This is a genomic window from Mesorhizobium sp. LSJC269B00, from assembly GCF_000502815.1.
In the GTDB taxonomy this organism is placed as follows: domain Bacteria; phylum Pseudomonadota; class Alphaproteobacteria; order Rhizobiales; family Rhizobiaceae; genus Mesorhizobium.
On sequence record NZ_AYVN01000016.1, the window covers coordinates 87,935 to 112,459 of the forward strand.

28 protein-coding genes are annotated in these 24,525 nt (G+C 62.7%); 15 read left to right on the top strand and 13 right to left on the bottom strand.

Annotated elements, in window-relative coordinates:
- Positions 1 to 2: 2 nt before the first annotated feature.
- Positions 3 to 1,238, bottom strand: coding sequence for an ROK family protein (locus X771_RS138810; protein WP_023690106.1), 1,236 nt, complete (start codon positions 1,236 to 1,238; stop codon positions 3 to 5).
- 265 nt (positions 1,239 to 1,503) lie between these two features.
- Between X771_RS138810 and xylF the strand changes: the two genes are divergently transcribed.
- From xylF to X771_RS138790, 4 genes are all read left to right on the top strand, one after another.
- On the top strand, positions 1,504 to 2,544 hold the full coding sequence (gene xylF, locus X771_RS138805) for a D-xylose ABC transporter substrate-binding protein (protein WP_023683968.1): 1,041 nt from the start codon (positions 1,504 to 1,506) through the stop codon (positions 2,542 to 2,544).
- 144 nt (positions 2,545 to 2,688) lie between these two features.
- Positions 2,689 to 4,005, top strand: coding sequence for a sugar ABC transporter permease (locus X771_RS138800; protein WP_023690107.1), 1,317 nt, complete (start codon positions 2,689 to 2,691; stop codon positions 4,003 to 4,005).
- A 12-nt stretch (positions 4,006 to 4,017) separates the two neighbouring features.
- Positions 4,018 to 4,815: an ATP-binding cassette domain-containing protein gene (locus X771_RS138795; RefSeq protein WP_023683966.1), complete on the top strand. Its 798-nt coding sequence runs from the start codon at positions 4,018 to 4,020 to the stop codon at positions 4,813 to 4,815.
- 156 nt (positions 4,816 to 4,971) lie between these two features.
- The gene (locus tag X771_RS138790) at positions 4,972 to 6,618 is read left to right on the top strand and encodes a CHASE domain-containing protein (RefSeq protein ID WP_023670103.1); all 1,647 of its coding nucleotides are present in this window, start codon (positions 4,972 to 4,974) and stop codon (positions 6,616 to 6,618) included.
- 39 nt (positions 6,619 to 6,657) lie between these two features.
- On the opposite strand, the gene X771_RS138785 is transcribed toward X771_RS138790, so the two are convergent.
- The 6 genes from X771_RS138785 to X771_RS138760 form a co-directional block, all read right to left on the bottom strand.
- Entirely contained in the window at positions 6,658 to 6,900 is a 243-nt protein-coding gene (locus tag X771_RS138785) for a YMGG-like glycine zipper-containing protein (RefSeq protein WP_023670102.1), read from the bottom strand.
- An 83-nt stretch (positions 6,901 to 6,983) separates the two neighbouring features.
- Positions 6,984 to 7,310 carry a hypothetical protein gene (locus X771_RS138780; protein ID WP_023670101.1) on the bottom strand — a complete coding sequence of 109 codons (327 nt, stop codon included), beginning with the start codon at positions 7,308 to 7,310 and terminating at the stop codon, positions 6,984 to 6,986.
- A 142-nt stretch (positions 7,311 to 7,452) separates the two neighbouring features.
- Positions 7,453 to 7,629, bottom strand: a complete 177-nt coding sequence (locus tag X771_RS1000000168925; RefSeq protein ID WP_023690108.1) for a hypothetical protein — start codon at positions 7,627 to 7,629, stop codon at positions 7,453 to 7,455.
- Positions 7,630 to 7,757: 128 nt separating this feature from the next.
- On the bottom strand, positions 7,758 to 8,792 hold the full coding sequence (locus X771_RS138770) for a PAS domain-containing sensor histidine kinase (RefSeq protein WP_023690109.1): 1,035 nt from the start codon (positions 8,790 to 8,792) through the stop codon (positions 7,758 to 7,760).
- Between the two features lie 163 nt (positions 8,793 to 8,955).
- The gene (locus tag X771_RS1000000167445; protein WP_023670098.1) at positions 8,956 to 9,123 is read right to left on the bottom strand and encodes a DUF1328 domain-containing protein; all 168 of its coding nucleotides are present in this window, start codon (positions 9,121 to 9,123) and stop codon (positions 8,956 to 8,958) included.
- Positions 9,124 to 9,343: 220 nt separating this feature from the next.
- A complete protein-coding gene (locus X771_RS138760) occupies positions 9,344 to 10,138 on the bottom strand; it encodes a response regulator (RefSeq protein WP_023670097.1) in 795 nt (264 codons plus the stop codon).
- A gap of 212 nt (positions 10,139 to 10,350) precedes the next feature.
- Between X771_RS138760 and X771_RS138755 the strand changes: the two genes are divergently transcribed.
- Positions 10,351 to 10,554 (top strand): NepR family anti-sigma factor, encoded by a 204-nt coding sequence (locus tag X771_RS138755; RefSeq protein ID WP_023670096.1) that lies wholly within the window; start codon positions 10,351 to 10,353, stop codon positions 10,552 to 10,554.
- 3 nt (positions 10,555 to 10,557) lie between these two features.
- Complete coding sequence (locus X771_RS138750; protein WP_023670095.1) at positions 10,558 to 11,109, top strand: sigma-70 family RNA polymerase sigma factor; 552 nt, start codon at positions 10,558 to 10,560, stop codon at positions 11,107 to 11,109.
- A gap of 56 nt (positions 11,110 to 11,165) precedes the next feature.
- On the opposite strand, the gene X771_RS138745 is transcribed toward X771_RS138750, so the two are convergent.
- The gene (locus X771_RS138745; protein ID WP_050485906.1) at positions 11,166 to 11,483 is read right to left on the bottom strand and encodes a response regulator; all 318 of its coding nucleotides are present in this window, start codon (positions 11,481 to 11,483) and stop codon (positions 11,166 to 11,168) included.
- Between the two features lie 339 nt (positions 11,484 to 11,822).
- Here X771_RS138745 and X771_RS138740 point away from each other — a divergent pair, with 339 nt between their 5' ends.
- The 3 genes from X771_RS138740 to X771_RS138730 all read left to right on the top strand — a co-directional run bounded on the left by X771_RS138740 (position 11,823) and on the right by X771_RS138730 (position 13,508).
- Positions 11,823 to 12,584 (top strand): Crp/Fnr family transcriptional regulator, encoded by a 762-nt coding sequence (locus tag X771_RS138740; RefSeq protein ID WP_023670093.1) that lies wholly within the window; start codon positions 11,823 to 11,825, stop codon positions 12,582 to 12,584.
- Between the two features lie 124 nt (positions 12,585 to 12,708).
- Positions 12,709 to 13,035, top strand: a complete 327-nt coding sequence (locus X771_RS138735; protein WP_023670092.1) for a DUF883 family protein — start codon at positions 12,709 to 12,711, stop codon at positions 13,033 to 13,035.
- 11 nt (positions 13,036 to 13,046) lie between these two features.
- The gene (locus tag X771_RS138730) at positions 13,047 to 13,508 is read left to right on the top strand and encodes a hypothetical protein (protein WP_023690110.1); all 462 of its coding nucleotides are present in this window, start codon (positions 13,047 to 13,049) and stop codon (positions 13,506 to 13,508) included.
- 58 nt (positions 13,509 to 13,566) lie between these two features.
- On the opposite strand, the gene X771_RS138725 is transcribed toward X771_RS138730, so the two are convergent.
- Complete coding sequence (locus X771_RS138725; protein ID WP_023690111.1) at positions 13,567 to 15,099, bottom strand: HWE histidine kinase domain-containing protein; 1,533 nt, start codon at positions 15,097 to 15,099, stop codon at positions 13,567 to 13,569.
- 154 nt (positions 15,100 to 15,253) lie between these two features.
- On the opposite strand from X771_RS138725, the gene X771_RS03070 reads away from it, so the two are divergent.
- Positions 15,254 to 15,481 (top strand): hypothetical protein, encoded by a 228-nt coding sequence (locus X771_RS03070; protein ID WP_023683960.1) that lies wholly within the window; start codon positions 15,254 to 15,256, stop codon positions 15,479 to 15,481.
- A 26-nt stretch (positions 15,482 to 15,507) separates the two neighbouring features.
- Here X771_RS03070 and X771_RS138720 read toward each other — a convergent pair whose 3' ends face one another.
- The gene (locus tag X771_RS138720; protein ID WP_023690112.1) at positions 15,508 to 16,428 is read right to left on the bottom strand and encodes a diacylglycerol kinase family protein; all 921 of its coding nucleotides are present in this window, start codon (positions 16,426 to 16,428) and stop codon (positions 15,508 to 15,510) included.
- 258 nt (positions 16,429 to 16,686) lie between these two features.
- Between X771_RS138720 and X771_RS138715 the strand changes: the two genes are divergently transcribed.
- Complete coding sequence (locus X771_RS138715) at positions 16,687 to 17,991, top strand: PRC-barrel domain-containing protein (RefSeq protein WP_023670087.1); 1,305 nt, start codon at positions 16,687 to 16,689, stop codon at positions 17,989 to 17,991.
- A gap of 106 nt (positions 17,992 to 18,097) precedes the next feature.
- Here X771_RS138715 and X771_RS138710 read toward each other — a convergent pair whose 3' ends face one another.
- Entirely contained in the window at positions 18,098 to 19,645 is a 1,548-nt protein-coding gene (locus X771_RS138710) for an alkaline phosphatase family protein (RefSeq protein ID WP_023690113.1), read from the bottom strand.
- Positions 19,646 to 19,861: 216 nt separating this feature from the next.
- Here X771_RS138710 and X771_RS138705 point away from each other — a divergent pair, with 216 nt between their 5' ends.
- The 4 genes from X771_RS138705 (at position 19,862) to X771_RS138690 (ending at position 23,032) form a co-directional block, all read left to right on the top strand.
- Positions 19,862 to 20,794 (top strand): VOC family protein, encoded by a 933-nt coding sequence (locus X771_RS138705; protein WP_023670085.1) that lies wholly within the window; start codon positions 19,862 to 19,864, stop codon positions 20,792 to 20,794.
- 4 nt (positions 20,795 to 20,798) lie between these two features.
- Complete coding sequence (locus X771_RS138700; RefSeq protein ID WP_023683957.1) at positions 20,799 to 21,431, top strand: alpha/beta hydrolase; 633 nt, start codon at positions 20,799 to 20,801, stop codon at positions 21,429 to 21,431.
- Positions 21,424 to 21,723 (top strand): GNAT family N-acetyltransferase, encoded by a 300-nt coding sequence (locus X771_RS138695; protein ID WP_023683956.1) that lies wholly within the window; start codon positions 21,424 to 21,426, stop codon positions 21,721 to 21,723. Before X771_RS138700 ends, X771_RS138695 begins: the two co-directional genes overlap by 8 nt.
- Before the next feature lie 250 nt (positions 21,724 to 21,973).
- Positions 21,974 to 23,032 (top strand): dipeptidase, encoded by a 1,059-nt coding sequence (locus X771_RS138690; RefSeq protein ID WP_023690114.1) that lies wholly within the window; start codon positions 21,974 to 21,976, stop codon positions 23,030 to 23,032.
- A 3-nt stretch (positions 23,033 to 23,035) separates the two neighbouring features.
- Here the strand turns inward: X771_RS138690 and X771_RS138685 are convergent, their stop codons facing one another.
- Positions 23,036 to 23,281: a hypothetical protein gene (locus X771_RS138685; RefSeq protein ID WP_023690115.1), complete on the bottom strand. Its 246-nt coding sequence runs from the start codon at positions 23,279 to 23,281 to the stop codon at positions 23,036 to 23,038.
- A 2-nt stretch (positions 23,282 to 23,283) separates the two neighbouring features.
- Positions 23,284 to 24,510, bottom strand: coding sequence for an aminomethyltransferase family protein (locus X771_RS138680; RefSeq protein ID WP_023690116.1), 1,227 nt, complete (start codon positions 24,508 to 24,510; stop codon positions 23,284 to 23,286).
- Between the last annotated feature and the right edge of the window lie 15 nt (positions 24,511 to 24,525).

Below are 24,525 nucleotides of genomic sequence, written 5' to 3' on the forward strand. Positions count from 1 at the left end.
ATTCACGCGACATGCTTGCCGGATTTGGGCTGAATACCCGGCGCAAAAATCTCCTGATCGACGAAGCCGAGCGCGCGCATGGCACAGCCTTCGCGGATCAGCGGCAGCTCGTTGGGCTCGGTGTCGAAGGAGATCGACTTCGAGTGCTGGCCGCCGGCGGTCTGGGCGATCGCTTCGCGCAATGCCGGTTCGATCAGGTCGAACGCGGCGGCGCTGACGCCGACCATGGCGACGGGGGCCGGGTCGATCAGCGCAAACAGGCTGCCGAGGCCGAAGCCGAGCGCCTCACCGGCCCTGCGATAGGCTTCGCGCTCCGGGCCATCGGTTTCGCGGGCGCGCGCGGCGAGTGCGCGCATATCAGCGTCGCCGATATCGACCGGCTCGGCATCTTCGCTCATCATTTTGGCGCTGCGCCAGATGGCGTAGTTTCCGGCATAGGCCTCGACGCAGCCGCGCCGCCCGCAGCGGCAGAGCGCGCCGCCCGGACGGTGGATCATGTGGCCGAACTCGCCGCCCGAGGAATGGGTGCCGGTGAACAGTTCGCCTTTCAGCACCAGGCCCATGCCGATGCCGTGCGACAAGAGGATGGCGATAAAATTGTCGCGGTAGCGCTCGGGCTGGCGCCATTGCAGCGCCACCGCCATCATGTTGCAATCGTTCTCCATGGTGGCAGGAATGCCGAATTCCGCTTCCAACATGTCGGCGAAGGCAATGTCGGTCAGTGGCGTGATCGGCGACCACAGCATGGCGCGCGCCTGCGAATCGGTGATGCCCTGGATGCCCATGGCAATGCGGGCGATGCTCTGGACATCGAGGTCGGGATCCTCAAGCCGCCGCCGGACGATTGCTACGCATTCGCCAATCAGCTCGTCGCGCGGCTTGGTCAGCGTGTCCAGCCGGCGCTGTTCCTCGGCGACGACGTGGCCGGCATAGTCGATGACGGTGACGGACAGGAAATTGAGCGACAGCACGACGGTCATCACCGCCGCCGCTTCCGGGTTGAGACCAAGGCCCACCTGCGGCCGGCCGCGTTTCAGTGCGCCGGTCTCGCCAGGTTTGCCTTCAATCAGGATGCCTTCTTGAATCAGATCAGACGAGATTGCCGATATGGTCGAGTGGCTGAGGCCGGTGGTCGCCGCAATCTCGGTCCGCGACGGCTGGCCGGCCCGGCGCACGGCTGAAATCACCATCGCACGGTTGCGACGGCGCAGATCGTCGTGGCGGATTCCAACCGACATTTGTTTCCTCCCGGCCTCCTCGCGCCTCATGATAGTGAAGGCGTTCGACGGCACCAGCCAAATATTGGCAGACGCCGGCAGCCCTGTCATTGTTTATTGCGGACCTCGAAAAAATTCGGCACGGCCATCAGAATCCATCAGAATCGATGTTGACAGCGCCTTATCATTGAGCCAGTATTTTTTCGAGGCTCGAAAAAATAGGGCCTCTGTGTGCCGGCCCTCGGGCCAGTTTTGTCGCGCCGCACGCGGCGCAGGGAGGATTATGATGAACAGATTTGCAGCCGCCATGCTGGCGGGTGTCGCCATGTCGCTGGCGCTGATGTCGGTCGCGCAGGCGAAGGACAAGGTCATCGGCGTGTCGTGGTCGAACTTCCAGGAAGAGCGCTGGAAGACGGACGAGGCGGCGATGAAAACGGCGATCGAGGCTGCCGGCGACAAGTACATTTCCGCCGACGCGCAGTCCAATCCCGGCAAGCAGCTGACCGACGTCGAAAGCCTGATCTCGCAAGGCGCCAACTCGCTGATCATCCTGGCGCAGGACGCCTCGGCCATCGGCCCGGCGGTGCAGAAGGCCCTGGACGAAGGCATTCCGGTCGTCGGCTATGACCGCCTGATCGAGAACAAGGACGTCTTCTACCTGACCTTCGACAACAAGGAAGTCGGCCGCATGCAGGCCCGTGAAGTGTTCAAGGCGAAGCCCGAGGGCAACTATGTCTTCATCAAGGGCTCTGGCTCGGATCCGAATGCCGATTTCCTGTTCTCGGGCTCGATGGAAGTGCTCAAGGAGGCCATCGACTCGGGCAAGATCAAGAATGTCGGCGAGGCCTATACCGATGGCTGGCTGCCGGCCAACGCCCAGAAGAACATGGAACAGTTCCTGACCGCCAACGACAACAAAGTCGATGCCGTGGTTGCGGCGAATGACGGCACCGCCGGCGGCGTTGTCGCCGCGCTGACGGCGCAGGGCCTCGCCGGAACGGTTCCGGTCTCGGGCCAGGATGGCGACCATGCCGCTCTGAACCGCATCGCACTCGGCACGCAGACGGTGTCGGTGTGGAAGGACGCGCGCGAACTCGGCAAGAACGCCGCCGAGATCGCCTCGCAGCTCGCCGATGGCAAGAAGACGGGCGACATTGCCGGCGCCAAGGACTTCACCACGCCTGGCGGCAACACCGTCAAGTCGCTGTTCCTGACCCCCGTCGCGATCACCAAGGACAACCTCAACGTCGTCATCGACGCCGGCTGGATCAAGAAGGACGAAGTCTGCACAGGCGTCGCCGCAGGCAGCGTCGCGGCTTGCAACTGATCTCGACGACTTGAAGAAATGAGGCGCCGCGGCTGTCAAGCCGCGGCGTTTTCTCTACGAGAATTGTGTGTTTCCGCCATCGGCGGCAAACTTCTAGGCTGTGGTCCGGCATCCGCGCCAGACGGCAAGCCGCTGGAGGACATCATGACCGACACGACCTCAAATCCGCAGGCCGATACGGCACGAGCGTCTGAACTCGGCGCGGTCGCCCGGTTCCTGAAGGCGACCGAGCTCGACACGCGCATGCTCGGCATGGTCGGCGCGCTGCTGGTCATCTGGGTCGGCATACATATCCTGTCGGGCGGGCTTTTCCTGACGCCGCGCAATCTTTGGAACCTGTCGGTGCAGACGTCCTCGGTCGCGATCATGGCTACCGGCATGGTATTGGTCATCGTCATGCGCAACATCGACCTTTCGGTGGGCTCCGTCGAAGGCGTGATCGGCATGATCATGGGCGTGGCACAGGCCGAATTCCTCATTCGCGTCATCGGCTTCCAGCTTGGAAACCCCTGGCTCTGGATCGTCGCGCTTGCCGCCGGCGTGGTGCTTGGTCTGCTGATCGGCGCGTTCCAGGGCTTCATCATCGCCTATATGCAGGTTCCGGCCTTCATCGTGACGCTTGGTGGCCTGCTGGTCTGGCGTGGCATGGCATGGCTCATCACCAGCGGGCGCACGGTCGCGCCACTCGACGCCACCTTCCAGCTGATGGGCGGCGGACCACGCGGCTCGATTGGCGCCGCTGCCAGCTGGATCGTCGGCATCGTCGCCTGCGCGGCGGTCGCCTTCGCGCTGCTCAACGGTCGCTCGCAGCGCAAGCGCTTCAGCTTTCCACTGCGCCCCGTCTGGGCCGAGACCCTGCTTGGCGTGGTCGCTTGCGCGGCCATCCTCGGCGCCGTGTGGATCGCCAATTCCTATCCATGGCCGATCGGCATCGTGCGCCAGTACGCACAGCAGAACGGCATCACCGTTCCCGAAGGCGGGCTGTTCATCGCGCATGGCATCGCCATACCGGTGCTGATGGCGGTGATTGTCGGCATCATCATGACGTTCATCACCAAGCGCACGCGTTTCGGCCGCTATGTCTTCGCCATCGGCGGCAATCCGGAGGCAGCGGAACTCGCCGGCATCAACACGCGCTGGGTGACCATGAAGGTGTTCATGATCATGGGTGTGCTGGCTGCAATCAGCGCGGCGATCTCGTCGGCCCGTCTCAATGCGTCAACCAATGCGCTGGGCACACTGGACGAGCTTTTGGTGATCGCGGCCGCTGTCATCGGCGGCACGTCGCTCGCGGGCGGCGCCGGAACGGTGATGGGCGCCATGCTCGGCGCGCTTCTGATGCAGTCGCTGCAATCCGGCATGTTGCTGCTCGGCATCGACTCGCCGCTGCAGAGCATTGTCGTTGGCGCTGTCCTGGTCATCGCCGTCTGGCTCGACACCGTCTACCGCAAGCGCGTCTAGGGAGGAACGATTATGGAAAAAACTGCTCCCACCGGTACGCCACTGATCGACATGCGCAACATCTCGATCGCGTTCGGTGGCATTCGCGCCGTCGACGATGCGTCCATCGATCTTTTCCCGGGCGAAGTGGTGGCGCTGCTTGGCCACAACGGCGCCGGTAAGTCGACGCTGATCAAGATCCTGTCGGGAGCCTACAAGCGCGATGCCGGCCAGATCCTGGTCAACGGCCAGGAGGCCTCGATCTCCAATCCGCGCGACGCCAAGAAATACGGCATCGAAACGATCTACCAGACGCTTGCGCTGGCCGACAATGTCGACGCTGCCGCCAACCTCTTCCTCGGCCGCGAACTGATGACCGCGTGGGGGACACTCGACGATGTCGCCATGGAGGCCGAGGCGCGCAAGGTGATGGGCCGGCTCAATCCGCGCTTCCAGCGCTTCAAGGAGCCCGTGATCAAGCTATCGGGCGGCCAGCGCCAGTCGGTGGCGATCGCACGCGCCATCCTGTTCAACGCCCGCATCCTGATCATGGACGAACCGACGGCCGCGCTTGGGCCGCAGGAGACGGCGCAGGTCGGCGAACTGGTAAAGCAGCTCAAGGCCGACGGCATCGGCATTTTCCTGATCAGCCACGACATTCACGACGTGTTCGAGCTTGCCGACCGGGTCTGCGTAATGAAGAACGGCCAGGTCGTCGGCACCGCGCTCACCACCGATGTGACGCAGGACGAAGTGCTCGGCATGATCATCCTGGGAAAGTGCCCGCCCGGCGCCATTCCCGGTCCGGGTGCGCTGAAGATCGCGGCCTGAGACCACGCTATCGTCAGCTGTCATGTTCACTGATGCTCGAGATCGATAAGCCGGCTAAATATGCATGATATGCCAGCTGTCATTATGGCTTGGCCGCGCCATTGTCTTGCCGCGGCGACTTGCCCATAAAGATCCCGAACCGTCCATGGGCCTGCGTTGAAGAAGTTTTTCCCGATCCTTGCCTTCATTGCCGTTGCACTGATCAGCCTGACGATGGCGGGCTTCGCCTATTTCGCGACCCAGGAAGCGGCGCGCATCAAGTTCGAGGCGACGGCCGACGACGCGCTCAACCGCATCGAAAGCCGTATCGATCTGCATCTGTCACTGCTGCGCTCGACGCAGGCGCTGTTCGACGCCCGCAATGGCGAGATTTCAGGTAGCGAATTCAAGGCCTTCTTCAGCGCCCTCGATGTCGATAACAATTTCGCCGGCCTGCGCGGCATCGGCTATCTCAGGCTGGCCAAGACCGGTGACGAAGCGGCGGTCGAGCGCGACATGTTGCGCGACCGCGGCGCCGCCCACACGGTTTATCCGGACACGACACAGCCATGGCGCACGCCCGTCGTGCTGTTCGAGCCGCTCGACCCTGCCAACGAATCCACCATCGGCTACGACATGTTCACCGAGCCGGTGCGGCGCGAGGCGATCGAAAAAGCGATGGCCGATGACGCACAGCACGCAAGCGGTCTGGTCCAGCTCGGCCAGGACACTGGCGCGGCGCAGACCTTTACCGGTTTCCTGGTCTTCGTCAGGCTCAATGTCGAAACCGCGCCGGATGGTATCAATGCGTCCAGATCATCGACATCAGGCCTTCTCTACGCGGCCTTCCGCGCCCGCGACCTGTTCCAGACCGCGCTCAGCCGCACGCCTTTGCTGCCGGTCAACACCGCGGTCTATGACGGCACGGCCGACGCCGACAATCTTCTGTTCCAGTCGGAAACGCCGCCGGTTGCGAGCTTTGGCGACAGGCTGTTGGTGACGCGCAAGATCATCGTCGCCGGTCGGCCGTGGACGGTGCTGTTTCGGCCGACAAGTGCATTTTCGCAACCGTCCTCGCGCGCCATTCCGGTCATGCTCGGGCTGTTCGGCCTGCTTCTGGCCGGGGCCATCGCGTTGGTGGCGCGCTACCAGGAGCGCGCCTACGACGCCAAGTCGCTGCTGCATGAAACGACGGAAAAAAGCCTGCTCGAAAAGGATTTGATGCTGCAGGAGATGAAGCATCGGATCAAGAATTCGATCACGCGGGTGCTGGCGATTGCGCGCCAGACGGCAGCGCAAGCAACCGACGTGAAGGAGTTCTCAACTTCCTTCTCAGCCCGCCTGCAGGCAATGGCGGCTTCCCAGGATATGCTGACGCGTTCGCGCTGGCAGAAGGCCGATCTTGGCGACCTGCTGCGCATCGAGCTCGGCCAGGTGTTCGGCAAGGAGCTTCCGGAAGGGATATTGTCAGGGCCTCAGGTGCTGCTCGACGAGAGGACGACGCAGGCGCTTGGCCTGACCTTTCACGAACTGGCGACGAATGCGCTGAAATATGGCGAGGCCGGCAATTCCGTGGGTGCGCTCAAGGTCGACTGGTCGTTCGAGGGGCGCGGGTCCGAGCGGATGCTGGTTCTGAACTGGCGCGAGGCCGGGCAGAAGGAACTCGAAGCGCCGGCGAAGACCGGCTTCGGCACCAAGCTGATCGACCTCAATGTCACGCGCGAATTGCGCGGCACGATTGCCCGAGATTTTCGCATCGATGGGCTTACGGTGGAAATCAGGATCCCGCAGCCTGATGCAGTCAAACAAACGGAGACCGGCTGACCGGTCTCCGTCGCGATTGTCTGACGCTTTTGAAGCGGATCAGCAGCGAGCGGTGTAGAGCCGGCCGCGATTGTCGCGATACTGGCAATAGCCGTTGCGCAGGTTGCGCACCAGCAGGCCGGAACCGGCGCCAACGGCTGCGCCGATCAGCGCACCCTTGCCGCCGCCGATCAGTCCGCCGGCCAAAGCACCGACACCGGCGCCGACACCGACATCCTGCTCGGTCGTGCTGCAGCCGCTGACGGCGACCACCGCAACCATGGCAATAATCAATTTCCGCATAGAATCTCTCCTCACTTTTGTCCTCACTTTAGTAAGCTCCAGCCGCTATTTAGCACGAAACAGCAGCCTTTGCCCGCTCGATCTTATTGTTGGCTAAGAGAGTCTTTTTCGCGGCGCGTGGCGTTCGACGCGACCACGACACTGGAAATCTGCAAAGACGCGTCGAGGGTGCCGTCCGGGCGCACGTTCCAGACGATCTGGTCGTAATCATCCTCCAGCGCGGGGTCGACCGTAAGACATTTGGCAACGACGTGCTCGGCCTGACCCTGCACGTCGCCGGCAGCGAATGGACGTTCTGCCGTGCATGCTTCGGCGGTTTCGAAAACACTGACCGGCACCGGCAGTTCACGACATTCGGTCATGTTGTTCGAACAGCCAATTACCAAAAGCAAAGCGGCGATGTGTTCCACGGCGATACGTCCTCTCGCCATAAGAACGGTCCACAGCCGTCAAAGTTCCTGTGCCGAAAGGGGCGTTAATAATTGGTCGGCTACGAGCTGGACAGCTTCTGAGCCAGGCTGCTTGGGAGCAGCGTGAACCTGAGCATCTGGCTCAGGCCAATTGCGACGCCACGATCAGCACAACAGCGGCGACGAGCGCGACAGCGGCGAAGCGAAGCAAGGGGTGCCAGGCGTGCTGCAAAGGCGAGGCTGAAGCATCAGGATCCTGAAAGCCGCTCATCGAGACCCGCGCGGCCTGCTCCAGCCTGTTCATATCGGCCACCGTCATGATCATTCCTCCCATACTTGCGTTGCAGGCCGCGGCCGAACATCGGTTGAATCGGTCAAGATCCAGCAATCTCTGGGAACCACAGCATCGGATTTTATGGTGAACAGCCGGTTAAGGAATCCCGCCGCTCATTCGGTTTCGAAATTGCCGTGCGGAACCACCAGGCGATATTCGAGGCGGTCACTGGTGATCTCCAGCGTCGCCGTGCCGTTCAGCGATGCCGGCACGACACGTTCGAGGGCAACGCTGCCGAAGCGTTTCTCGGTGCGTCTGTTATCATTGGCGACAATGGCCTCGACCCAGGTCAGCGACAAAGCCGGCTTGTCGGCGGCCTCTGCGACGTTCGACAGATCGGCGGTTACCTCGACAAAGCCGTCCGGCCGCGCCAGGGCGCCGTAGCTGAATGAATTGACGGCGAGTTCGTGCATTGCCAGTCCGATATGAATGGCGGCGTTGGGATTGAGGTAGGGGTTGACGCCATTGAAGCGCAGGCTCTGCGCGGGATCGGCGCCGTAGCGAACGACCTGGCCGCGGATAAGCTCGCGAAGTGCTGCACCCCGCCAGTTCGACGACGTTACCAGATCCTGGGAGGAAGCCAGTGACTGCAGGCGGCCGCGAAAGCGCTTCAGGAAATCGTCGGGTGTCTCGGAATAGCGGCCGGTCTGGGTGGCAATACTCTGGATGATGGCCAACAGGTTCTTGGAGCGGTGGCTGACTTCGCGCAACAGCGTCTTCAGCGTCTGTTCGCGGCGTTTCTGCTCGGTGGTTTCCACCATCGTGGTGACGACGCCCTGCACGTCGCCGCGATGGCCCCGATCGGCATCGACCCATACCTGGAACCAGCGCATGCCATCACTGGTGGGAACACTCAGTTCAAGGCGTTCCGGATTGCCGGAAGCGATCACATTGCTTTTGGCGGCGGCGATTTGCTCAGCTTGCGCCGGTGGCAACGCGCCGTTGCTGTCGGCTGTGTCGGAAACCCACGGCGCACGCATGTTGCGGGCCCATACAGTCTTCAATTCACGATCCTGATAGAGGACGGAAATGCCGGCATTGTGCAGAGCGTGAAGCAAGGCCCGGCCAAGCTGCATTCCGCTTTCAGCCGGGTGCAGTGCGATCACCTCGTCGCCCTGTCCGCTCTCGCCTCCGCCAATGGAACGCATCAATCACCTGTCCACCTGATCAGGACCGAACGATTCACTTGGACTCAGTTCCTGAGTAGGTCCCCAGAAAAGGTCCGCCGGACGATGTCCCGTTGGAGGACATCGCCCGGCGGTGGCTGGAAACCGTTTGAGGGGTGCGGCTTCCAGTGTTCTTCGCCCGCTCCTACGATGCCCGTCTGAACAGGCCGGCCAGAAGCGAGATGACGAGGAAGGCGAGAAAGATGAAGAACAATATTTGCGCGATACCGGCCGAGGTACCGGCGATGCCGCCGAAACCAAGCGCGCCGGCGATGATCGCCACGACGAGAAATACGAGCGCCCAGTAGAGCATGATCTGTCTCCTTCCGATACTGGATCAAGAACGTGAGTGATTGCTGTTTGTTCCACCATTTGCCGAAAAAGAAGGTCTTTGGAAGAGGCCCGGACGCGAATTGATTCGCGCGCGTGAGCGCCATACGGCGCGACGGGCAGCCGCCGATCGCCGGGTTAGGCGATCGCCAGTGCCGCCAACGCTGCGAGGCGGCGAAAAGTTGGAGATTGAAGGCCCTACTTCACGCGGCGGCCTTGGCCTGCCGGTCGAAGAACAGCGCTTGGCTGATCAGCGCCTTGACCATGTCGGGATTGAACGGCTTGGTGACGAGGAAGGCCGGTTCAGGCCGCTCGCCGGTCAGCAGACGTTCGGGGAAGGCGGTGATGAAGATTACCGGCACCGAAGTCGACGACAGGATTTCGTTGACCGCATCGATACCCGAGCTGCCATCGGCAAGCTGAATGTCGGCCAGCACCATCTTCGGCCTTGTCTTGCCGAACATCGCCACCGCCTCGGTATGGGTGCGCGCGGTTCCGACCACGTGGTGGCCGAGGCTCTCGACCATTTCCTCGATGTCCATGGCGATCAGCGGCTCGTCCTCGATGATCAGCACATCGGTCGCCACCTGGCGAGAGATCTCGTTGCTCGCCTGGGCAAGCAGTTCGGAGAATTCCTTGGCGTCGACATCGAGAATTTCAGCTGCCTCGTCTTCACCGAAGCCTTCGACCGCGACCAGCAGGAAAGCCTGGCGTGGCCGTGGCGCAATGGCGTTCAGATTGGCGGCGGCGCGCTGCTCCCATGCCGATTGCGCCTGCTCCTGCGGAACGCGGATGGCAATGGAGGTGAACAGTTTGGCGAATACCTTGTAGAGCGCGATGCGGTCGCTTGACGCTTGCGGGAAGATGTCGACGTCGGCGATGATGGCTTCGAGCATCGCGGCTACCAGCGCATCGCCACTCTCCTGCGATCCGGATACGGCGCGTGAAAAGCGGCGCAGGAACGGCAGGTGCGGAGCGATGGTTGCGGAAAGGCTCATGGTAGACGTCTCCCTCAGATGACGTGATTGCATAGATTGCAGGTCAAGCTGATTGCAAGCCCCAACACCCAAACGCGGGTTTTGCGAAAAAGTTCCGACACTTGTGGAACGAAACTGCACGGGCGACGTTTGTGGTGCGATGGGCAACCAGACGAGGGGGCCGCTTTGCGTTGTGTAATGGGGCGGCTCGGGGCGCTGGATTTAAGGGCGAAATGAAGGACATGAATAAAGAAACGCTGGCTGGCGCCGCTGACAGGCGCCGGGCCAATTCCGGCGACCCGCTCGGGGCGAATTCGGAAATTGGCCGTAAACTCAAACAATATTATGACGAGCTGGTCTCGGACAATGTGCCGGATCGCTTTGCCCAGTTGCTCAGCCAACTGGAAAAGGCCGAACCCGCACAGAAGAAGGACTGAGGCATGGCAGCTGTCTCACAAGGGTTCAAGACCGACCTGCTCGGCTCGATCCCGAGCCTGCGGGCTTTTGCCGTGTCGCTGACGCAGAATGCCGACAAGGCCGACGATCTGGTGCAGGAGACGCTGGTCAAGGCTTGGGACAAGCATGAGAGCTTTCAGCCCGGCACCAATCTCAAGGCATGGCTGTTCACCATCCTGCGCAACGAGTTCTATTCCCAGATGCGCAAGCGCGGCCGCGAGGTGCAGGACAGCGACGGCATCATGACGGCCAGGCTTGCCGTTCATCCGGCTCAGCACGGCCAGCTTGACCTCAAGGATTTCCGCGGCGCGCTCGAGCAACTCCCCGAGGACCAGCGCGAAGCCATCATCCTCATCGGCGCTTCAGGCTTTTCCTATGAAGAGGCCGCCGAAATCTGCGGCTGTGCGGTCGGAACGATCAAGAGCCGGGTCAGCCGGGCCCGCACGCGGTTGCAGGAGATCCTCAAAATCTCCGGCGAAGACGAATACGGGCCGGACGCGATCTCGTCCCAGGTGACGGGTTCAAACGCTGCCTGACGGCGGAGGCCCCGTTTGCGGGCCTGGGCTCTTTACACATACGCATCGAAGATATCTCAGACTGGCGCGCGGCCGCAGGCCGCCGCCAGAGCCTCGACGAGATCGGTCCCCGAATAAGGCTTGGTGACCAGGCGGATGCCGGGAAAAGACCCTTTGATCTCATCGGGGTCCGAATAGCCGGAGGCAAAGACAAACGGCAGGCCCGATTGGCGCAGCCGCGCGGCGAAATCGAGTGTGGACGTTCCGCCCAGCATGAGGTCCACGATAGCGGCGTCGAACTCGCCAACGACCTTCTGCTCATCGATCTCGGCCAGAGCGCGGGCAATCACTACGTCGTTCGCGCCATGGTCGCGGCAAAGCTGCTCGACATCCATGGCGATCAGGAATTCATCCTCCAAGACAAGAATTCGCAATCCCTCAAGCAATGGCGGCACTTGGCAATCTCTCCTCAATTCTTGCAGCATCGGGTACAGTGACTCCAGTCAACCGCATCGCGGACCTTGGGGGATCGGTCAGGCCTTAATCCGAAAAGTTCGCCCACCGGCTCTACTCCACAAGCGAGCTTCGAATTCGCCTCAGTGGAGTGTAGCGAGTCATGATCGCTATTTGCCATCCTGTCATTTAAAAAAGACATGCCATCGGCAGCGGAACCGCGGCCGTGCAAAGGCGTAGCACTCAGTCTCTGGCAAGAGACTTTCGAAAGAGGGATCGAAATGTCTGGCCAGAATGGTCGTTCGTTTTCCAGCCGTCAGTACCCATGCGAGATCTGCCCGCTTCGGCCATTGCCGGTGTTCCGGGAATTCGAGAAGCAGGAGCTTGCCTATGTCAGCATGTTCAAGAAGGGCGAACTGGCCGTCGACAAGGGCGCCACAGTGCTGGTCGAAGGCAGCCAAAGTGCTCATCTCTACACCGTGCTTTCGGGCTGGGCCTTCCGCTACAAACTATTGTCGGACGGCAGGCGCCAGATCCTGAACTACTCCATGCCCGGCGATCTTATCGGGCTGCAGGGCAGCCTGATGGGCGAAATGCAGCACTCGGTCGAGGCGCTGTCGCCCATGCTGTTGTGCGTCTTCGAGCGTGAAAACCTGCACGAGCTCTACCGCAACCATCCGGGCCTTGCTTACGACATTACCTGGCTGGCGTCGCGCGAGGAGCGCATGCTGGACGAGAACCTGCTCAGCGTCGGTCGGCGCACGGCGGTCGAGCGCACCGCCTATCTCATTGCCTTCATCGCCAGCCGCGCGGCGGCAGTCGGGCTCAACGGCAAGGCGCCGGTGCAAATCCCGATTACCCAGCAGCATGTCGCCGATACGCTCGGCCTGTCGCTGGTCCACACCAACAAGACGATCCGCAAGCTCATCGATCGCAAGCTGATCGCCTGGCGCGACGGCGGTTGCGAAGTGATCGACGGGGAGGGGCTGAAGGATCTCGCGCGCTGGGAGGGCCTAAGCGAAGGCCGTCGGCCACTGATCTGACAGGCAGGCCTCCATCTGGGGCTGGACTCGCACTTGCAAACACCCTTTCATGGATACGGTCTCCGATTTCGGAACCATGACGTGTGTCGGGCGTTTGAAGCCAAGCAAACGCAAGGAGTTTAGAATGGCAACTGCCGCAGGAAAAACCGCCAACGAAAGTCAGACGAACGCCGACCTCGAAGCCGACATTCGGCAGTTGAAGGCGGATATCGAAAAATTGACCAAGCAATTGGCCAAGACCGGCGAACATGGTTACGGCACGGCGCGGCGCGCTGCTGCTGAAGGCGTCGACCAGTTGCGCGCGCAGGGCGAAGCCGTCTTCGACAGCCTGCGTGGCAACGCCAAGGATCTTGAGGCCCAGATCACGGCCAATGTGCGCGAGAAGCCGGTCACTTCACTGGCGATCGCGGCCGGCGTCGGCTTCCTGTTTGCGCTTCTTGCCCGGCGCTAGTTTCGACAGAGATGGGCATGCTGGCACCGCTTATCTCGGCCTTGGCCTCGGGTGAAGCCATTGCCGCCATGCGCCGCGCGCGCACGGCGGCAATCGTCTATGGGCTCGCCGCCGTGGCTGCCCTGTGCGGCCTCGGATTCCTCCTGGGGGCGGCCTACATCTGGGCGGCTGACCGTTATGGCTCAATGGCCGCCTGTCTCGGCTTCGCGGCCGGTTTCCTGGTAACGGCCGCGCTTATCGTGCTCATTCATCAACTTGCGGCCGGAACGCGTGCGCGCCGACGTGCGCGAAGGCGCAATGCCGACCTGAAGGCGCTCGGTATCACTGCGGCGCTTGCCGTGCTGCCGGCTTTGCTCAAGGGGAAAGGCGGCAAGGGCGTCATTCTCGGCCCGATGATCGCGCTCGCGGCCTATGCCATCTACCGCGAGAACGTCAAACCGGATCCGGGCGATCCGGACAGCGAAGCCGACTAAAGCGCGTGGCGCTGATGCGCTTTTCCCGGGAAAATCGCTTCGCACTTCTGGAATCGCTTTAGGCCGGCAGATCTTCAAGCGGCATCGATATTTCGGCGAACACGCCTTCGCTGCGGAATTCGTGGGTCACCTCGCTCGATAAAACCTTGGCGAGGCTGCGGCGGATCAGGATAGAGCCGAAGCCCTGGCGTTCCGGCGGGTCGACTTTCGGCCCACCGCTTTCGCTCCAAGTCAGCACAAGGCGGCGCGCGCCTTTCTTGCCCGCCGCCTTCCAGTCGACATCGACCTTCCCCGAGCCAACCGACAGCGATCCGTATTGCAGCGCGTTGCTGGCCAGTTCGTGCATGATCAAACCGAGCCCCACCGCCTGGTCGGGCGAAAGCAGCAGCTCCGGACCGGACATCACGATGCGCGGCCGTTCTGCCGAATCGAACGGCTTCACCTCGATCTGCATCAGTTCGCGAATACCGATGCCGCGCCATTCGCGATCCGACAGCAGGTTATGGGCAGCGCCCAGCGCCTGCAGCCTGGCGCCGAAGGCTTCCAGGAATTCGCTTGGGCGGCGAGCGTGGCGAACGGTCTGCGTCGCCAGCGCCTGCACCGTCGCCAGCGTGTTCTTGACCCGATGGTTGAGCTCGCGCAGCAGCAGCCTTTGCCGGTCCTCGCCGAGCTTGCGTTCCGAGATGTCGTAGTTGACGCCAAAGATCAGCGTCGGCTTGCCTTCGCCGTCGCGCTCGATGACGCGGCCGCGGGTGACTATCCAGCGCGGCGGATCGAAGCCTTTGACACGGTATTCGCCGAAATAGTCGTCGCTGCCGGTCAGGGCATCGCGAAAGCGCGTCTCGGTCTGGTAGACGTCGCGCGGGTCGATGGCGGCCAGAATGTCGCGCGCCCGCAGCCGGTTCGAACGCGGCAGGTTGAACAGCTCCGACAAACGCACGTCGCATTCGATCATGTCGGTGCGGATATCCCAGGCCCAACTGGCGAGCGAGGCGGCGTCGAGCGCTATGGCTCGGCGCTTTTCCTCCTGCGCCAAAGCAGCCGTGGCAATGGCGCCGCTGCGGGTGGCGTCCTTGAGGGTAAACAGGCTGGCGGCGAGGCTGGCCAGCGATTTCAAATGATCGAGCGCGGCAGCGGACGGAAATTCATGCGGCTCCCGGTCGAGTACGCACACCGTACCGACGCGCGCGCCGGCAACCACCATCGGCGCGCCGACATAAAAGCGGACATGGTGTTCGCCGGTGACCAGCGGGTTGCGGGAGAAGCGAGGGTCGATGCTGGCATCCGGCACCACCATGGGCTCGTCGCCGGCGGCAATGGTATGGGCGCAGAACGATATGTCGGTCGCGGTTTCGGTCTCGTTGAAGCCGACACAGGATTTGAACCACTGTCGTTCGGTGTCGAGCAGCGTGACGAGCGCGATCGGCGCCTGCATCACGGCTGCGGCAAGGCCGGTGATGCGATCGAAGTCGGGATCGGAGTCGGTGTCGATCGCGTCAAGCCTATGCAGTACGGCAACCCGCTCCGGCGCCGCCACGGCGCGGCGGACCTCAACCGGCAAACCAGCCTGCTTCGCCACCTTGCTATCCACCAAGCCCCCTCGCTTGCAGGCCCCACCTGCGGTGGCGCGCATCTCGCGCGGCCGTCGCGCGCCGGAACTTTTGTAGCAAGCAATCGTTACTCCACCATGTTTCGCCGGCGATGGTTTTATCCACCATCCCGGTTGCGCGATAGGAACGCCGCCGATGACCAAGATCGCCCCTGAAAACAAAGCCCGTCAGGGGCGCTGGGGTTGGCACGGCCTGCGCATATTGGTCGCCGCGTTGCTCCTGGCTTTCATTGCTTGGGGAGCGGCCGAGATTTATGGCCAAAAGATCGATCCAGATACCCCTGAAAGCCAGGGGCAGCCCACCGGCCAGAGCGCGCCGGCCAACCAGAGCGCGCCAGCCGGCGAGGGGCAGTCGGGCGGCTAGGGTTTTCCGCGTCATTCGTAATCGCATCAGGCGGCCTTCGCCTGGGCGGCTTGCGCCGGAACCAGGACGTTCAGTGCGCCAGGGTGGATCTGGATTGTCGTTTCGCGGTCCAGCTTGACCAGTTCGCCGTCGATGACGGCGCCGAATTTCTTGCTCCCTGTATGGATCTTCACGATTGCCTTGTCGGCCTGATGAGTTTCGACATGATCGCTGTCGCGCCACCTGCCTCGAGCCATGTCGAAGAGCGCCCTGACCAGCTCGCCACGCTGCCGCGCCACGGTTACATAGATGCCGAGCACGCCGCCGGCAGGATTGTCGGCATAAGGCAGATGGCCTTCGCCAAACAGATTGTTGGAAATGCCGATGCCGCTGATGCGGGTCACGATTTCGGCTTCGCCGACCGTCAATGTCACCTTCATGGCTGGAGGATTGTTGATCGTCGTCCAAGCGGCCTTGGCCGAAGCGCGGATCTTTCCCAGGCGCGAGGCAAATTCCATATTGTCGCGCAGCTTCACCATTCTGGCGTGCAGGCCGATCGAGAACTGATGCACGAACGGCCGGCCATTCGCGCTCGCGATATCGACCGCCATGATCTCGCCGTCGGCAAAGGACTTTAGCGCGCCATCGATGGTCTGCGGAATTCCAAGGCCGCGGGCAAACAGGTTCATGGTTCCTGCAGGCAGGACGGCCAGCGCCTTCTTGCCATTCATCAGCCGCCCCGCGGCGGCCGAAATGGTGCCGTCGCCGCCACCGGCCAGCACGACGTCGATGTCGCGCCGCGCGGCGACCTTGTCGAGCCCCGCGACAATCTCTTTGCCGGCGACGATGTCGATATCGATGGAGTGACCAGCCGCCTCGAGCGTCTGGCGCATGCGGTCCGTTAGCGCGGAAAGATCGGTGGTCCGCAAGGTGCCGCCGTCCCGGTTCAGCACCGCTGCAAATCGCATGCCCCGCTCCGTATTCTTTTTTAAAGGCCGGTATGCCAGCCGCAGGCTGAAACGGGCAAGCTTGGCAAAGGTTCCATCGGCCGGCGGGAATATCGGGCGATTCCGCGGACTTGCCCAGGGTATTTCGATGCTCCCGTTTTTTCGGAACAAGCGCCTTGTCACAACGTTGTGATCCCATTGGAGGCGCCGCCTTCGGTCTCCCGGCAAGTGGTTTGCCGATTGCGGCGCGCATGAGATCACGCAAGAGGAGACTTAATCATGATCCGCACACTGTTCGCGACGACCGCACTGGCAACGCTGATCGCTACCGGTGCGTTTGCGCAGTCAACGACGACCCCGGCGACGACCCCAGCGCCGGCTGAAGCCCCTGCTACCATCGCGCCGGCGCCGCAACAGGCCGACGGCGCGCTGATGACCAATATCATCGGCGAGTCCGTGTACAATGGCACCGGCGACGATGCGCAGAAGATCGGTGACGTCAGCGACGTCGTCCTCGATGAAAACGGCCAGGCGAAATCCGCCATTATCGGCGTTGGCGGCTTCCTCGGCATAGGCAGCAAGAACGTCGCCTTCGACTACGGCAAGTTGCAATGGGTCGAGAGGAATGGTGACCGCTGGCTCGTCGCCGAGACGACGAAAGAAGCGTTGACGGCGCTGCCCGACTTCGACCGTAAGCCCTACGATCCGGCCTCGGCGCCTGCTTCCACGGCGCAGAACGACCCGCAGAAGCCGGTTGATCTCAACGCCGCGCCGTCAGAACCGGCGGTGAAACGCGCTGACGGCAATCTCGCAACCAACATCATCGGCGAGAATGTCTACAATGGCACTGGCGACGATGCCCAGAATATCGGCGACGTCAACGACATCGTGCTGACCAAGGATGGCAAGGCGCAGTCGCTGGTGATCGGCGTCGGCGGCTTCCTCGGCATGGGTGAAAAGAACGTCACCTATGATTTCGCCAAGGCGCGGTGGGCCGAAAAGAACGGCGATCGCTGGCTGGTGGCGCAGACGACCAAGGAGGAACTGCAGGCGCAGCCTGATTTCGACCGCAAGCCCTATGATCCGGCGCCCGTGACGACAACCTCCGACGCGACGCAGCCGACTGCTCCGGCTGCCCCGACGGCCGTTGCACCGGCTGACAATGCTCAGCCAGCGGACAAGACCGCGGAAGCTCCGGCCGGGACAAAAGCCACCGATCCGACGCAAACGGCAGCGATCGACAAGTCCACATTGACCGAAATGCCGGTCGGTAACATCAGAGGCGACGACCTGAAGGGCACCACCGTCTATGGCGCCAACGACGCCAAGGTCGGCGAGATCGGCGACGTCGTGCTCACGCCCGACAGCAAGCCGGATGCCGTCATCATCGATGTCGGCGGCTTTCTAGGCATCGGCGCCAAGGAGGTCGCGGTCGGCATGGACAAGCTCAAATTCATGACCGACAAGGACGGCAACAAATATCTCTACACCAACTTCACCAAGGAGCAGCTGCAGGCGCAGGCCGCCTATGACAAGGGCAGCTATGCTGAGAAGCGCGACCAGCAGCGGATGATGGTACAGTAAGGGAATAGGCAGTAGGGATTAGGCAGTAGGCGAAAAACCAAGCGACTAGGCATCAGGCCGCCGGAAACATTCTGCTGCCTGCTGCCTGCTGCCTGCTGCCTGCTGCCTACTGCCTGCCCACATACCCCACCACCCCCTGGCCCGTCAGCTCTGCAAGCGCCAGCGACTGGTCGAGATGCTCGGCGCGCCAGGCAAGCAGCCGCTCGGCAAATTCAAGCCGCACGCTGAGATAGGCCGGGTCGGCGGCAACGTTGGCCAGTTCGCCCGGATCCTTCTGCATGTCGAAGAGCAGCGGCGGCAGGCCGCCGCCGAAATGCACGTATTTGAATTTTTCCGTACGGATGACGGCGAGGTTGCACTGGCGCGAGCCGATGTCGAAATGCCGTTCGGCTTCACCGCTGGCAATCGAGCGGAAGTCGAACTCCCAATGCGCCGCGTCGCGCCAATCCTTAGGCGGTTCATCTTGCAGGAACGGTTTTAGCGAGCGGCCGTCGAGATGCAGCTGGGCGTCGGCGTCCAGCAGATCGAGCAAAGTCGGAAAGATGTCGACGGCCTCGGTGAAGTGGTTGACGGTCGAGCCGGCTGCATTGCCGTGACGCGGGTCGCGCACGATCAATGGGATGCGATAGCTGCCGTCGAAGAAGCCGCCTTTGCCCAGCATGAAATGGTCGCCCATCATCTCGGCGTGGTCCGAAGTCAGCACGATGATGGTGTCATCCCAGGCATTCGCCGTCTTGATCGCTTGCCAGATGCGGCCAAGCTGCGCGTCGACCTCCGAGATCATGCCGTAATAGATCGCGCGGATGGCCCGGATGTTGTCGTCGCCCCAGTCGCGCACGTGGCCGTCGGTGCCGGGGCGGAAGCTTCTCCGCTTCTGGCGACCAAGGTCGTAAGCCAGATAGGGATGGCTCTCAGCTTCCACCTGCCAACTTTCCTGGCGGCGGAAGGCAGGACCATCGGCTGGATCATACAGAGTGTTGTACGGCTGCGGCACGACAAAGGGCGGATGCGGGCTAATGAAGGAGACATGCGCGAACCATGGCGCATCCTGCTCGTCGAGCCAGCGAATGAATTCGCCGGCAAGAAAAGCGGTCGGCGTCTCGTCCCTGGAATAGACAGGCGGCGCGTTGGTCACGGCGTCGCCCGCTTCCCCGCCCACGGGACGATGGATGCCGGGAGAGCCCGCGCTGGTGTCGACGCCACGTGCCTTCAGCCATGACAGCCATGGTTTCTGATGCTCAGGCAAGAACTGGCGAACGCTGAAGCCGGGCAGCACGCCCTCATAGCTTTTCAGCCGGGGATCGCCCGGCGCCATCGTGCGCGGATCGGGCGAGACATCGGTGTAGCCGAACAAAGTCGGATCATAGCCGAGGGCGCGGGCCGAAAGCGCCATGTTGCCGTGGCGGGCGTCGAGCGGCGTGCCGTTGCGGCAAACGCGATTGTTCATCTGGTAGAGGCCGGTGTAGAGGCACGCGCGGGCCGGCGAGCAGGGCGCCGCGCCGCCGTAATGCCGCTTGAAAAGGACGCCTTTGGCGGCGAGCGCATCGGCATTCGGCGTCTTCACCACGGGATGGCCGGCAGCCGACAGGCAATCGCCCCGCCATTGGTCGCAGGAGATCAATAGGATGTTTGGGCGTCTGCTTTTCGCGGCCAATGCTCTATCCTGTCACGTCGGGAAGACGTTCAATGAACCGGAATTTGGCGGCAGCGCAAGCCTGTCAGCCCTGCCTAAATGGTGAACGAAAATTTCCTGCTGTTCACTGTTGGGATACAGTCCATTCTGAGTTTGCCGCCTTTGCCATTGCCGGGCGGCCCCTCATATAGGCGTGGACAGCGGCAACGGCCGCAAACCCAAGGGAAGGAGCAAGACATGCTCGACCAGATCAAGGGCCTGCATCACGTCACGTCGATGGCCGGCGATGCGCGGCAGAACAATGATTTCTTCACGCACAAGCTCGGCCTGCGCCGGGTCAAGAAGACGGTCAACTTCGACGCGCCAGATGTCTATCACCTCTATTATGGTGACGAGCACGGTACGCCCGGCTCGGTGATGACCTATTTTCCGTTCCCGGACATTGCCAGGGGCCGCCACGGCGTCGGCGAGGTCGGTACCACGGCCTATTCGGTGCCGGCCGGCACGCTCGGCTATTGGGAAAAGCGCTTCGCCGATGAAGGCGTTGCGGGTGTCTCCCGCGAAGAGACGTTCGGCGAGAAGCGGCTGGCCTTCGCCGGTCCCGACGGCGACGGTTTCGCGCTGGTCGAAGACAAGGCGGACAGCCGCGCGCCATGGTTGAAAGGCGGCATTCCCGCTGATGAGGCGATACGCGGCTTCCACTCGGTCTCGCTCAGATTGAAGGATGGTGGCGCCACGGAAGAGCTGTTGAAGTTCATGGGCTATGAGCAAGTGGACAAGTCCGGCAGTGTCAGCCGGCTCGCCATCAAGAACGGCAACGGCGCTGATGTCGTCGATATCGAATCGCTTCCTACCGCGGGCTTTGCCAATCTCGGCGCCGGCTCGGTCCACCATGTCGCCTTCGCGGTGGAGAACCGCGCCCAGCAGCTCGAAGTGCGCAAGGCGCTGATCGATACGGGTTATGGCGTGACGCCGGTGATCGACCGCGACTATTTCTGGGCGATCTACTTCCGAACGCCGGGCGGCGTGCTGTTCGAAGTCGCCACCAATGAGCCGGGCTTCGACCGCGACGAGGACACCGCCCATCTCGGCGAAGCCCTGAAACTGCCGACGCAGCACCAGCATCTGCGGCCCTATCTTGAAGAGCATCTGCAGAAGCTGGAAGGCTGAGACGATGAGCAAGGAAGCTTACATCCATAAGGCGCTGCCGGGTTCGCCCGGCGGCCCGCTGCTCTTCGTCTTTCACGGCACCGGCGCGGACGAGAGCCAGCTGCTGTCGCTCGGGCGCGACCTCGCGCCACAGGCGACGATCGTATCGCCGCGCGGCGATGTTTCCGAGCATGGTGCGGCGCGTTTCTTCCGCCGCACCGGCGAGGGCGTCTACGACATGGACGACCTCGCGCGGGCGACCGCCAAGATGGCCGGTTTCATCAAGGCGCAGGTGGCAGCGGCAAGGCCATCTTCGGTCTTGGGTCTCGGCTATTCCAACGGCGCCAACATCCTGGCGTCCGTAATGTTCGCCGCGCCCGAGCTGTTCGATGCGGCGGTGCTGATGCACCCGCTGATCCCGTTCGAACCGCAGGTGCAGGGCAGCCTTGCCGGACGCCGCATCCTGGTCACCGCCGGCAAGCGCGACCCGATCTGCCCGCCCAACCTGACATCCCGGCTGGAGGCCTATTTGCGCGCCAATGGCGCCGATGTCACAGTGGAGTGGCACGATGGCGGCCACGAAATTCGACCAAACGAGATCGAAGCGGCGAGGCGGCTTTTTGCCGATGCGCCGGTTGAAGGAGCAAGCGATGCCTGACGAATTGCCTGAGATCGAACTCGAGGACCGCGGCTCGAAGGGACGTTATGTGCTGCGCGGACCCGGCGGCGCCGAGGCGGAAATGACCTTCACCAAGGTCGGCGAGCACCAGATCATCATCGATCACACCGAAGTGCCGGACGTGTTTCGCGGCCAGGGCGCCGGCCTTCGGCTTGTCACACGCGCCGTCGAGGACGCGCGGGCAGTGGGCAAGAAGATCATCCCGCTCTGCCCCTTCGCCAACGCCCAGTTCCGCCGCCATCCGGAATGGGCGGATGTGCTGAAGCAATAGACCTTTTTCCCTTCTCCCCTTGTGGGGTGAGCAGCCGGTTCGCCGCAGGCGAATTCATCGTGCCAGTGGCATGATGAAAGGCCGGCGAACGCCGGGACGCTGCGAAGCAGCGGGGACCCGGCAGGTGGTCGGAGTCGCTCAGCCACAAGAGCGAACGCCTCTCTGGCATTTGCGCAGTTCGGCCTTCTTGCCTAAGTACACAGTTCGCCGCGGTTCGTCCGCTCCTGCCAATTGACCGAATGGCTTCCTAATGACCGAACCCGATCTCGTCCCCGTCTTCGACGGCCACAACGACACGCTGCTGCGACTGTACCAGTCGAAAGACACAGACGTCGAAAAGCTGTTCATCGAGGGGACGCAGGGCGGTCATATAGACCTGCCGCGCGCCAAGAAGGGCGGCTTTGCCGGCGGCATGTTCGCGATCTTTCCACCGCCGGTCGAGAAGAGCAAACGTGCTGCGGTGCCGCCGGCGCCGAGCGACAATGAGCCATTGCCGCCGGAACTGCCGCGCGCTGATGCGCTCAATTCCACCATCGGCATGGCCTCGATCCTGTTTCGGCTGGAGCGCGCGGGCGCGCTGACAGTCTGCCGCAGTGCCGGTGACATTCGCGAGGCGATGGCGAAAGGTTCGATCGCGGCGGTGTTTCATATTGAAGGCGTCGAGGCGATCGATCCCGAACTTACCTTGCTCGACGTGCTCTACGAAGCCGGCCTGCGCTCGCTCGGCATTGTCTGGAGCCGCCCCAACGCCTTCGGCCATGGCGTCCCGTTCCGCTTCCCGTCGTCGCCCGATACCGGACCGGGGCTGACCGATGCCGGCAAGGCGCTGGTCAAGGCCTGCAATCAGCTCAAGATCATGATCGACCTGTCGCATCTCAACGAAAAGGGCTTTCGCGATGTCGCCGCACTCAGCGATGCGCCGCTGGTCGCCACTCATTCCAACGTGCATGCGCTGTGCACCCATTCGCGCAACCTGACGGACTGGCAGCTCGGCGCTATCCGCGAGACCGGCGGCATGGTCGGGCTCAACTTCGCCACCGGCTTCCTGCGTGAAGACGGACGGATGAATTCGGACACTAGCCTCGACATCATGGTGCGCCATGTCGACTCGCTGCTGCAGGCGCTGGGCGAGGACGGCGTCGGTCTCGGCTCCGATTTCGACGGGGCGATGATTCCGGCCGTCATCGGCGACGTTGCCGGTCTGCCGAAGCTGATAGATGCGCTGGCCGCGCGCGGTTTCGGACGCGCGTTGATCGAGAAGATAGCCTATCGCAACTGGCTGAGCGTTCTCGAAAGAACCATAGGCTGAGGCTTAAGCGCCCATGCGCTTCAGCCAATCCTGGCCGCCGCGATCCCTGATCATCGGCAGCGGGTTCTCCCAGTCCAGCCGCGCGCAGATGCGGTAGACTTCCAGCGTCTCGGCGCTCATTTCGCCGCGCTTGTAGAAGTACATGGCGGCGGCATAGCGGGTACGACCCGACCATTTTTCGCCGAGCGGCGTGTTGACCAGCTGCCACTGTTCGGCGGCTTCCGTCTCATCATCCGGTTCGTCGGCCATGATCAGAAATCCGCCGGCGGATTGGCGGTGCGGCGGTCGAGCTTGATGAAAGGACGGGCCACCACCTTGGCCCGCTTCATCAGCTTCTGGTACTGCAACTCGCGCATGGCGTAGATCTCGACCCAGAGGTCTTCCACCATCGTATCACCATAGGGACGCGTCAGCGAGGCGATGGCAATGTTGCGCTTGGCCATCGGCGACCACATGGCGGCGCTGACCAGGCCGACCTCCTGATGCTTCTTGTGATAGACGATGGCGTGTTCGGCCGGGATGTTGCCTTCGATCTCCAACCCGACCAGCACGTAAAGCAGCTTGCGTTTGGCACGGGCTTCGAGGATGGCGCGGCGGCCATTGAAATGGCCTTTTCCCAGGGCGACCATAAAGCCGAGACCGATCTCGTCCGGCATGCGCAGACGGTCGGCGCGAATGGCATGGTCTGCGGTGGTGAAGTCGGCATTGGCGACGATGAGGCCGGCTTCCAGCCGGGCGCGGTTGAGGGCGGCGTAGCCGATGGCGCGGATGCCGCGCAGTTCGCCTGCCGTCATCAGGCGGTCCCAGAGGCTGAGCGCTTTTTCGGCCGGCACGAACAGTTCGTAGCCGAGATCGCCGGTGAAGCCGGTGCGCGAGATGGTGATAGTGCCGCCATCGTGCGGGAACTCGGCGAGATCGAACACTTTGAGTTTTTCAACGCCGGCAAAGCCGGCCTCGCGCAGCACGGCGAAGGAGGTTGGGCCTTGCAGAGCGAGACCAGCGACGCTTTCAGTCTCTTCTTCGACGGTCACTTCGAAACCGATGGCGCTGTCGAGCAGCCAGGGCAGGTGCCGCTCCTGCGAACACAGGCGGAAGCGGGTCGGCGACAGCCGGAACAGCGTGCCGTCATCGAGGACAAAACCTTCGTCGTCGCACCATGCGGTGTAGTGGACGCGGCCGGGTTTCAGCTTGGTGACATCGCGCAGCGTGACGCGATCGAGGAAGGCTTCGGCATCCGGCCCCTCGATGCGGTATTTGGTCATCGGCGAGATGTCGAACAAAGCCGCCTGGCTGCGGATGGCGAAATATTCGAGTTCCTCGTCCCACAGCGAATGCGGCGCGCGATAGCCGGCCCAATTGTACCAGTCCTGAGTTTTGGCCACCGCATCGATGCGCGGCTGGAACGGCGTGCCGAGACGCAAGGTGCGGAAATGGCCCTGCGCTGTGGTGCGGGCGGCGTTGTTGATCGGACTCGTCATGACGACATTCCTTCG

Bases quoted from the DNA above. Each gene is read 5' to 3' on its own strand.
- X771_RS138740 (WP_023670093.1), top strand. From the start codon at position 11,823: ATGTCTGGCCAGAATGGTCGTTCGTTTTCCAGCCGTCAGTACCCATGC.
- X771_RS138770 (WP_023690109.1), bottom strand. From the start codon at position 8,792: ATGCGTTCCATTGGCGGAGGCGAGAGCGGACAGGGCGACGAGGTGATC.
- X771_RS138720 (WP_023690112.1), bottom strand. From the start codon at position 16,428: ATGCGATTTGCAGCGGTGCTGAACCGGGACGGCGGCACCTTGCGGACC.
- X771_RS138690 (WP_023690114.1), top strand. From the start codon at position 21,974: ATGACCGAACCCGATCTCGTCCCCGTCTTCGACGGCCACAACGACACG.
- X771_RS138795 (WP_023683966.1), top strand. From the start codon at position 4,018: ATGGAAAAAACTGCTCCCACCGGTACGCCACTGATCGACATGCGCAAC.
- X771_RS138705 (WP_023670085.1), top strand. From the start codon at position 19,862: ATGCTCGACCAGATCAAGGGCCTGCATCACGTCACGTCGATGGCCGGC.
- X771_RS03070 (WP_023683960.1), top strand. From the start codon at position 15,254: ATGACCAAGATCGCCCCTGAAAACAAAGCCCGTCAGGGGCGCTGGGGT.
- X771_RS138680 (WP_023690116.1), bottom strand. From the start codon at position 24,510: ATGACGAGTCCGATCAACAACGCCGCCCGCACCACAGCGCAGGGCCAT.
- X771_RS138800 (WP_023690107.1), top strand. From the start codon at position 2,689: ATGACCGACACGACCTCAAATCCGCAGGCCGATACGGCACGAGCGTCT.
- X771_RS138755 (WP_023670096.1), top strand. From the start codon at position 10,351: ATGAAGGACATGAATAAAGAAACGCTGGCTGGCGCCGCTGACAGGCGC.
- xylF (WP_023683968.1), top strand. From the start codon at position 1,504: ATGAACAGATTTGCAGCCGCCATGCTGGCGGGTGTCGCCATGTCGCTG.
- X771_RS138735 (WP_023670092.1), top strand. From the start codon at position 12,709: ATGGCAACTGCCGCAGGAAAAACCGCCAACGAAAGTCAGACGAACGCC.
- X771_RS1000000168925 (WP_023690108.1), bottom strand. From the start codon at position 7,629: ATGACGGTGGCCGATATGAACAGGCTGGAGCAGGCCGCGCGGGTCTCG.
- X771_RS138810 (WP_023690106.1), bottom strand. From the start codon at position 1,238: ATGTCGGTTGGAATCCGCCACGACGATCTGCGCCGTCGCAACCGTGCG.
- X771_RS138715 (WP_023670087.1), top strand. From the start codon at position 16,687: ATGATCCGCACACTGTTCGCGACGACCGCACTGGCAACGCTGATCGCT.
- X771_RS138785 (WP_023670102.1), bottom strand. From the start codon at position 6,900: ATGCGGAAATTGATTATTGCCATGGTTGCGGTGGTCGCCGTCAGCGGC.
- X771_RS138730 (WP_023690110.1), top strand. From the start codon at position 13,047: ATGGGCATGCTGGCACCGCTTATCTCGGCCTTGGCCTCGGGTGAAGCC.
- X771_RS1000000167445 (WP_023670098.1), bottom strand. From the start codon at position 9,123: ATGCTCTACTGGGCGCTCGTATTTCTCGTCGTGGCGATCATCGCCGGC.
- X771_RS138700 (WP_023683957.1), top strand. From the start codon at position 20,799: ATGAGCAAGGAAGCTTACATCCATAAGGCGCTGCCGGGTTCGCCCGGC.
- X771_RS138745 (WP_050485906.1), bottom strand. From the start codon at position 11,483: ATGGATGTCGAGCAGCTTTGCCGCGACCATGGCGCGAACGACGTAGTG.
- X771_RS138685 (WP_023690115.1), bottom strand. From the start codon at position 23,281: ATGGCCGACGAACCGGATGATGAGACGGAAGCCGCCGAACAGTGGCAG.
- X771_RS138750 (WP_023670095.1), top strand. From the start codon at position 10,558: ATGGCAGCTGTCTCACAAGGGTTCAAGACCGACCTGCTCGGCTCGATC.
- X771_RS138760 (WP_023670097.1), bottom strand. From the start codon at position 10,138: ATGAGCCTTTCCGCAACCATCGCTCCGCACCTGCCGTTCCTGCGCCGC.
- X771_RS138695 (WP_023683956.1), top strand. From the start codon at position 21,424: ATGCCTGACGAATTGCCTGAGATCGAACTCGAGGACCGCGGCTCGAAG.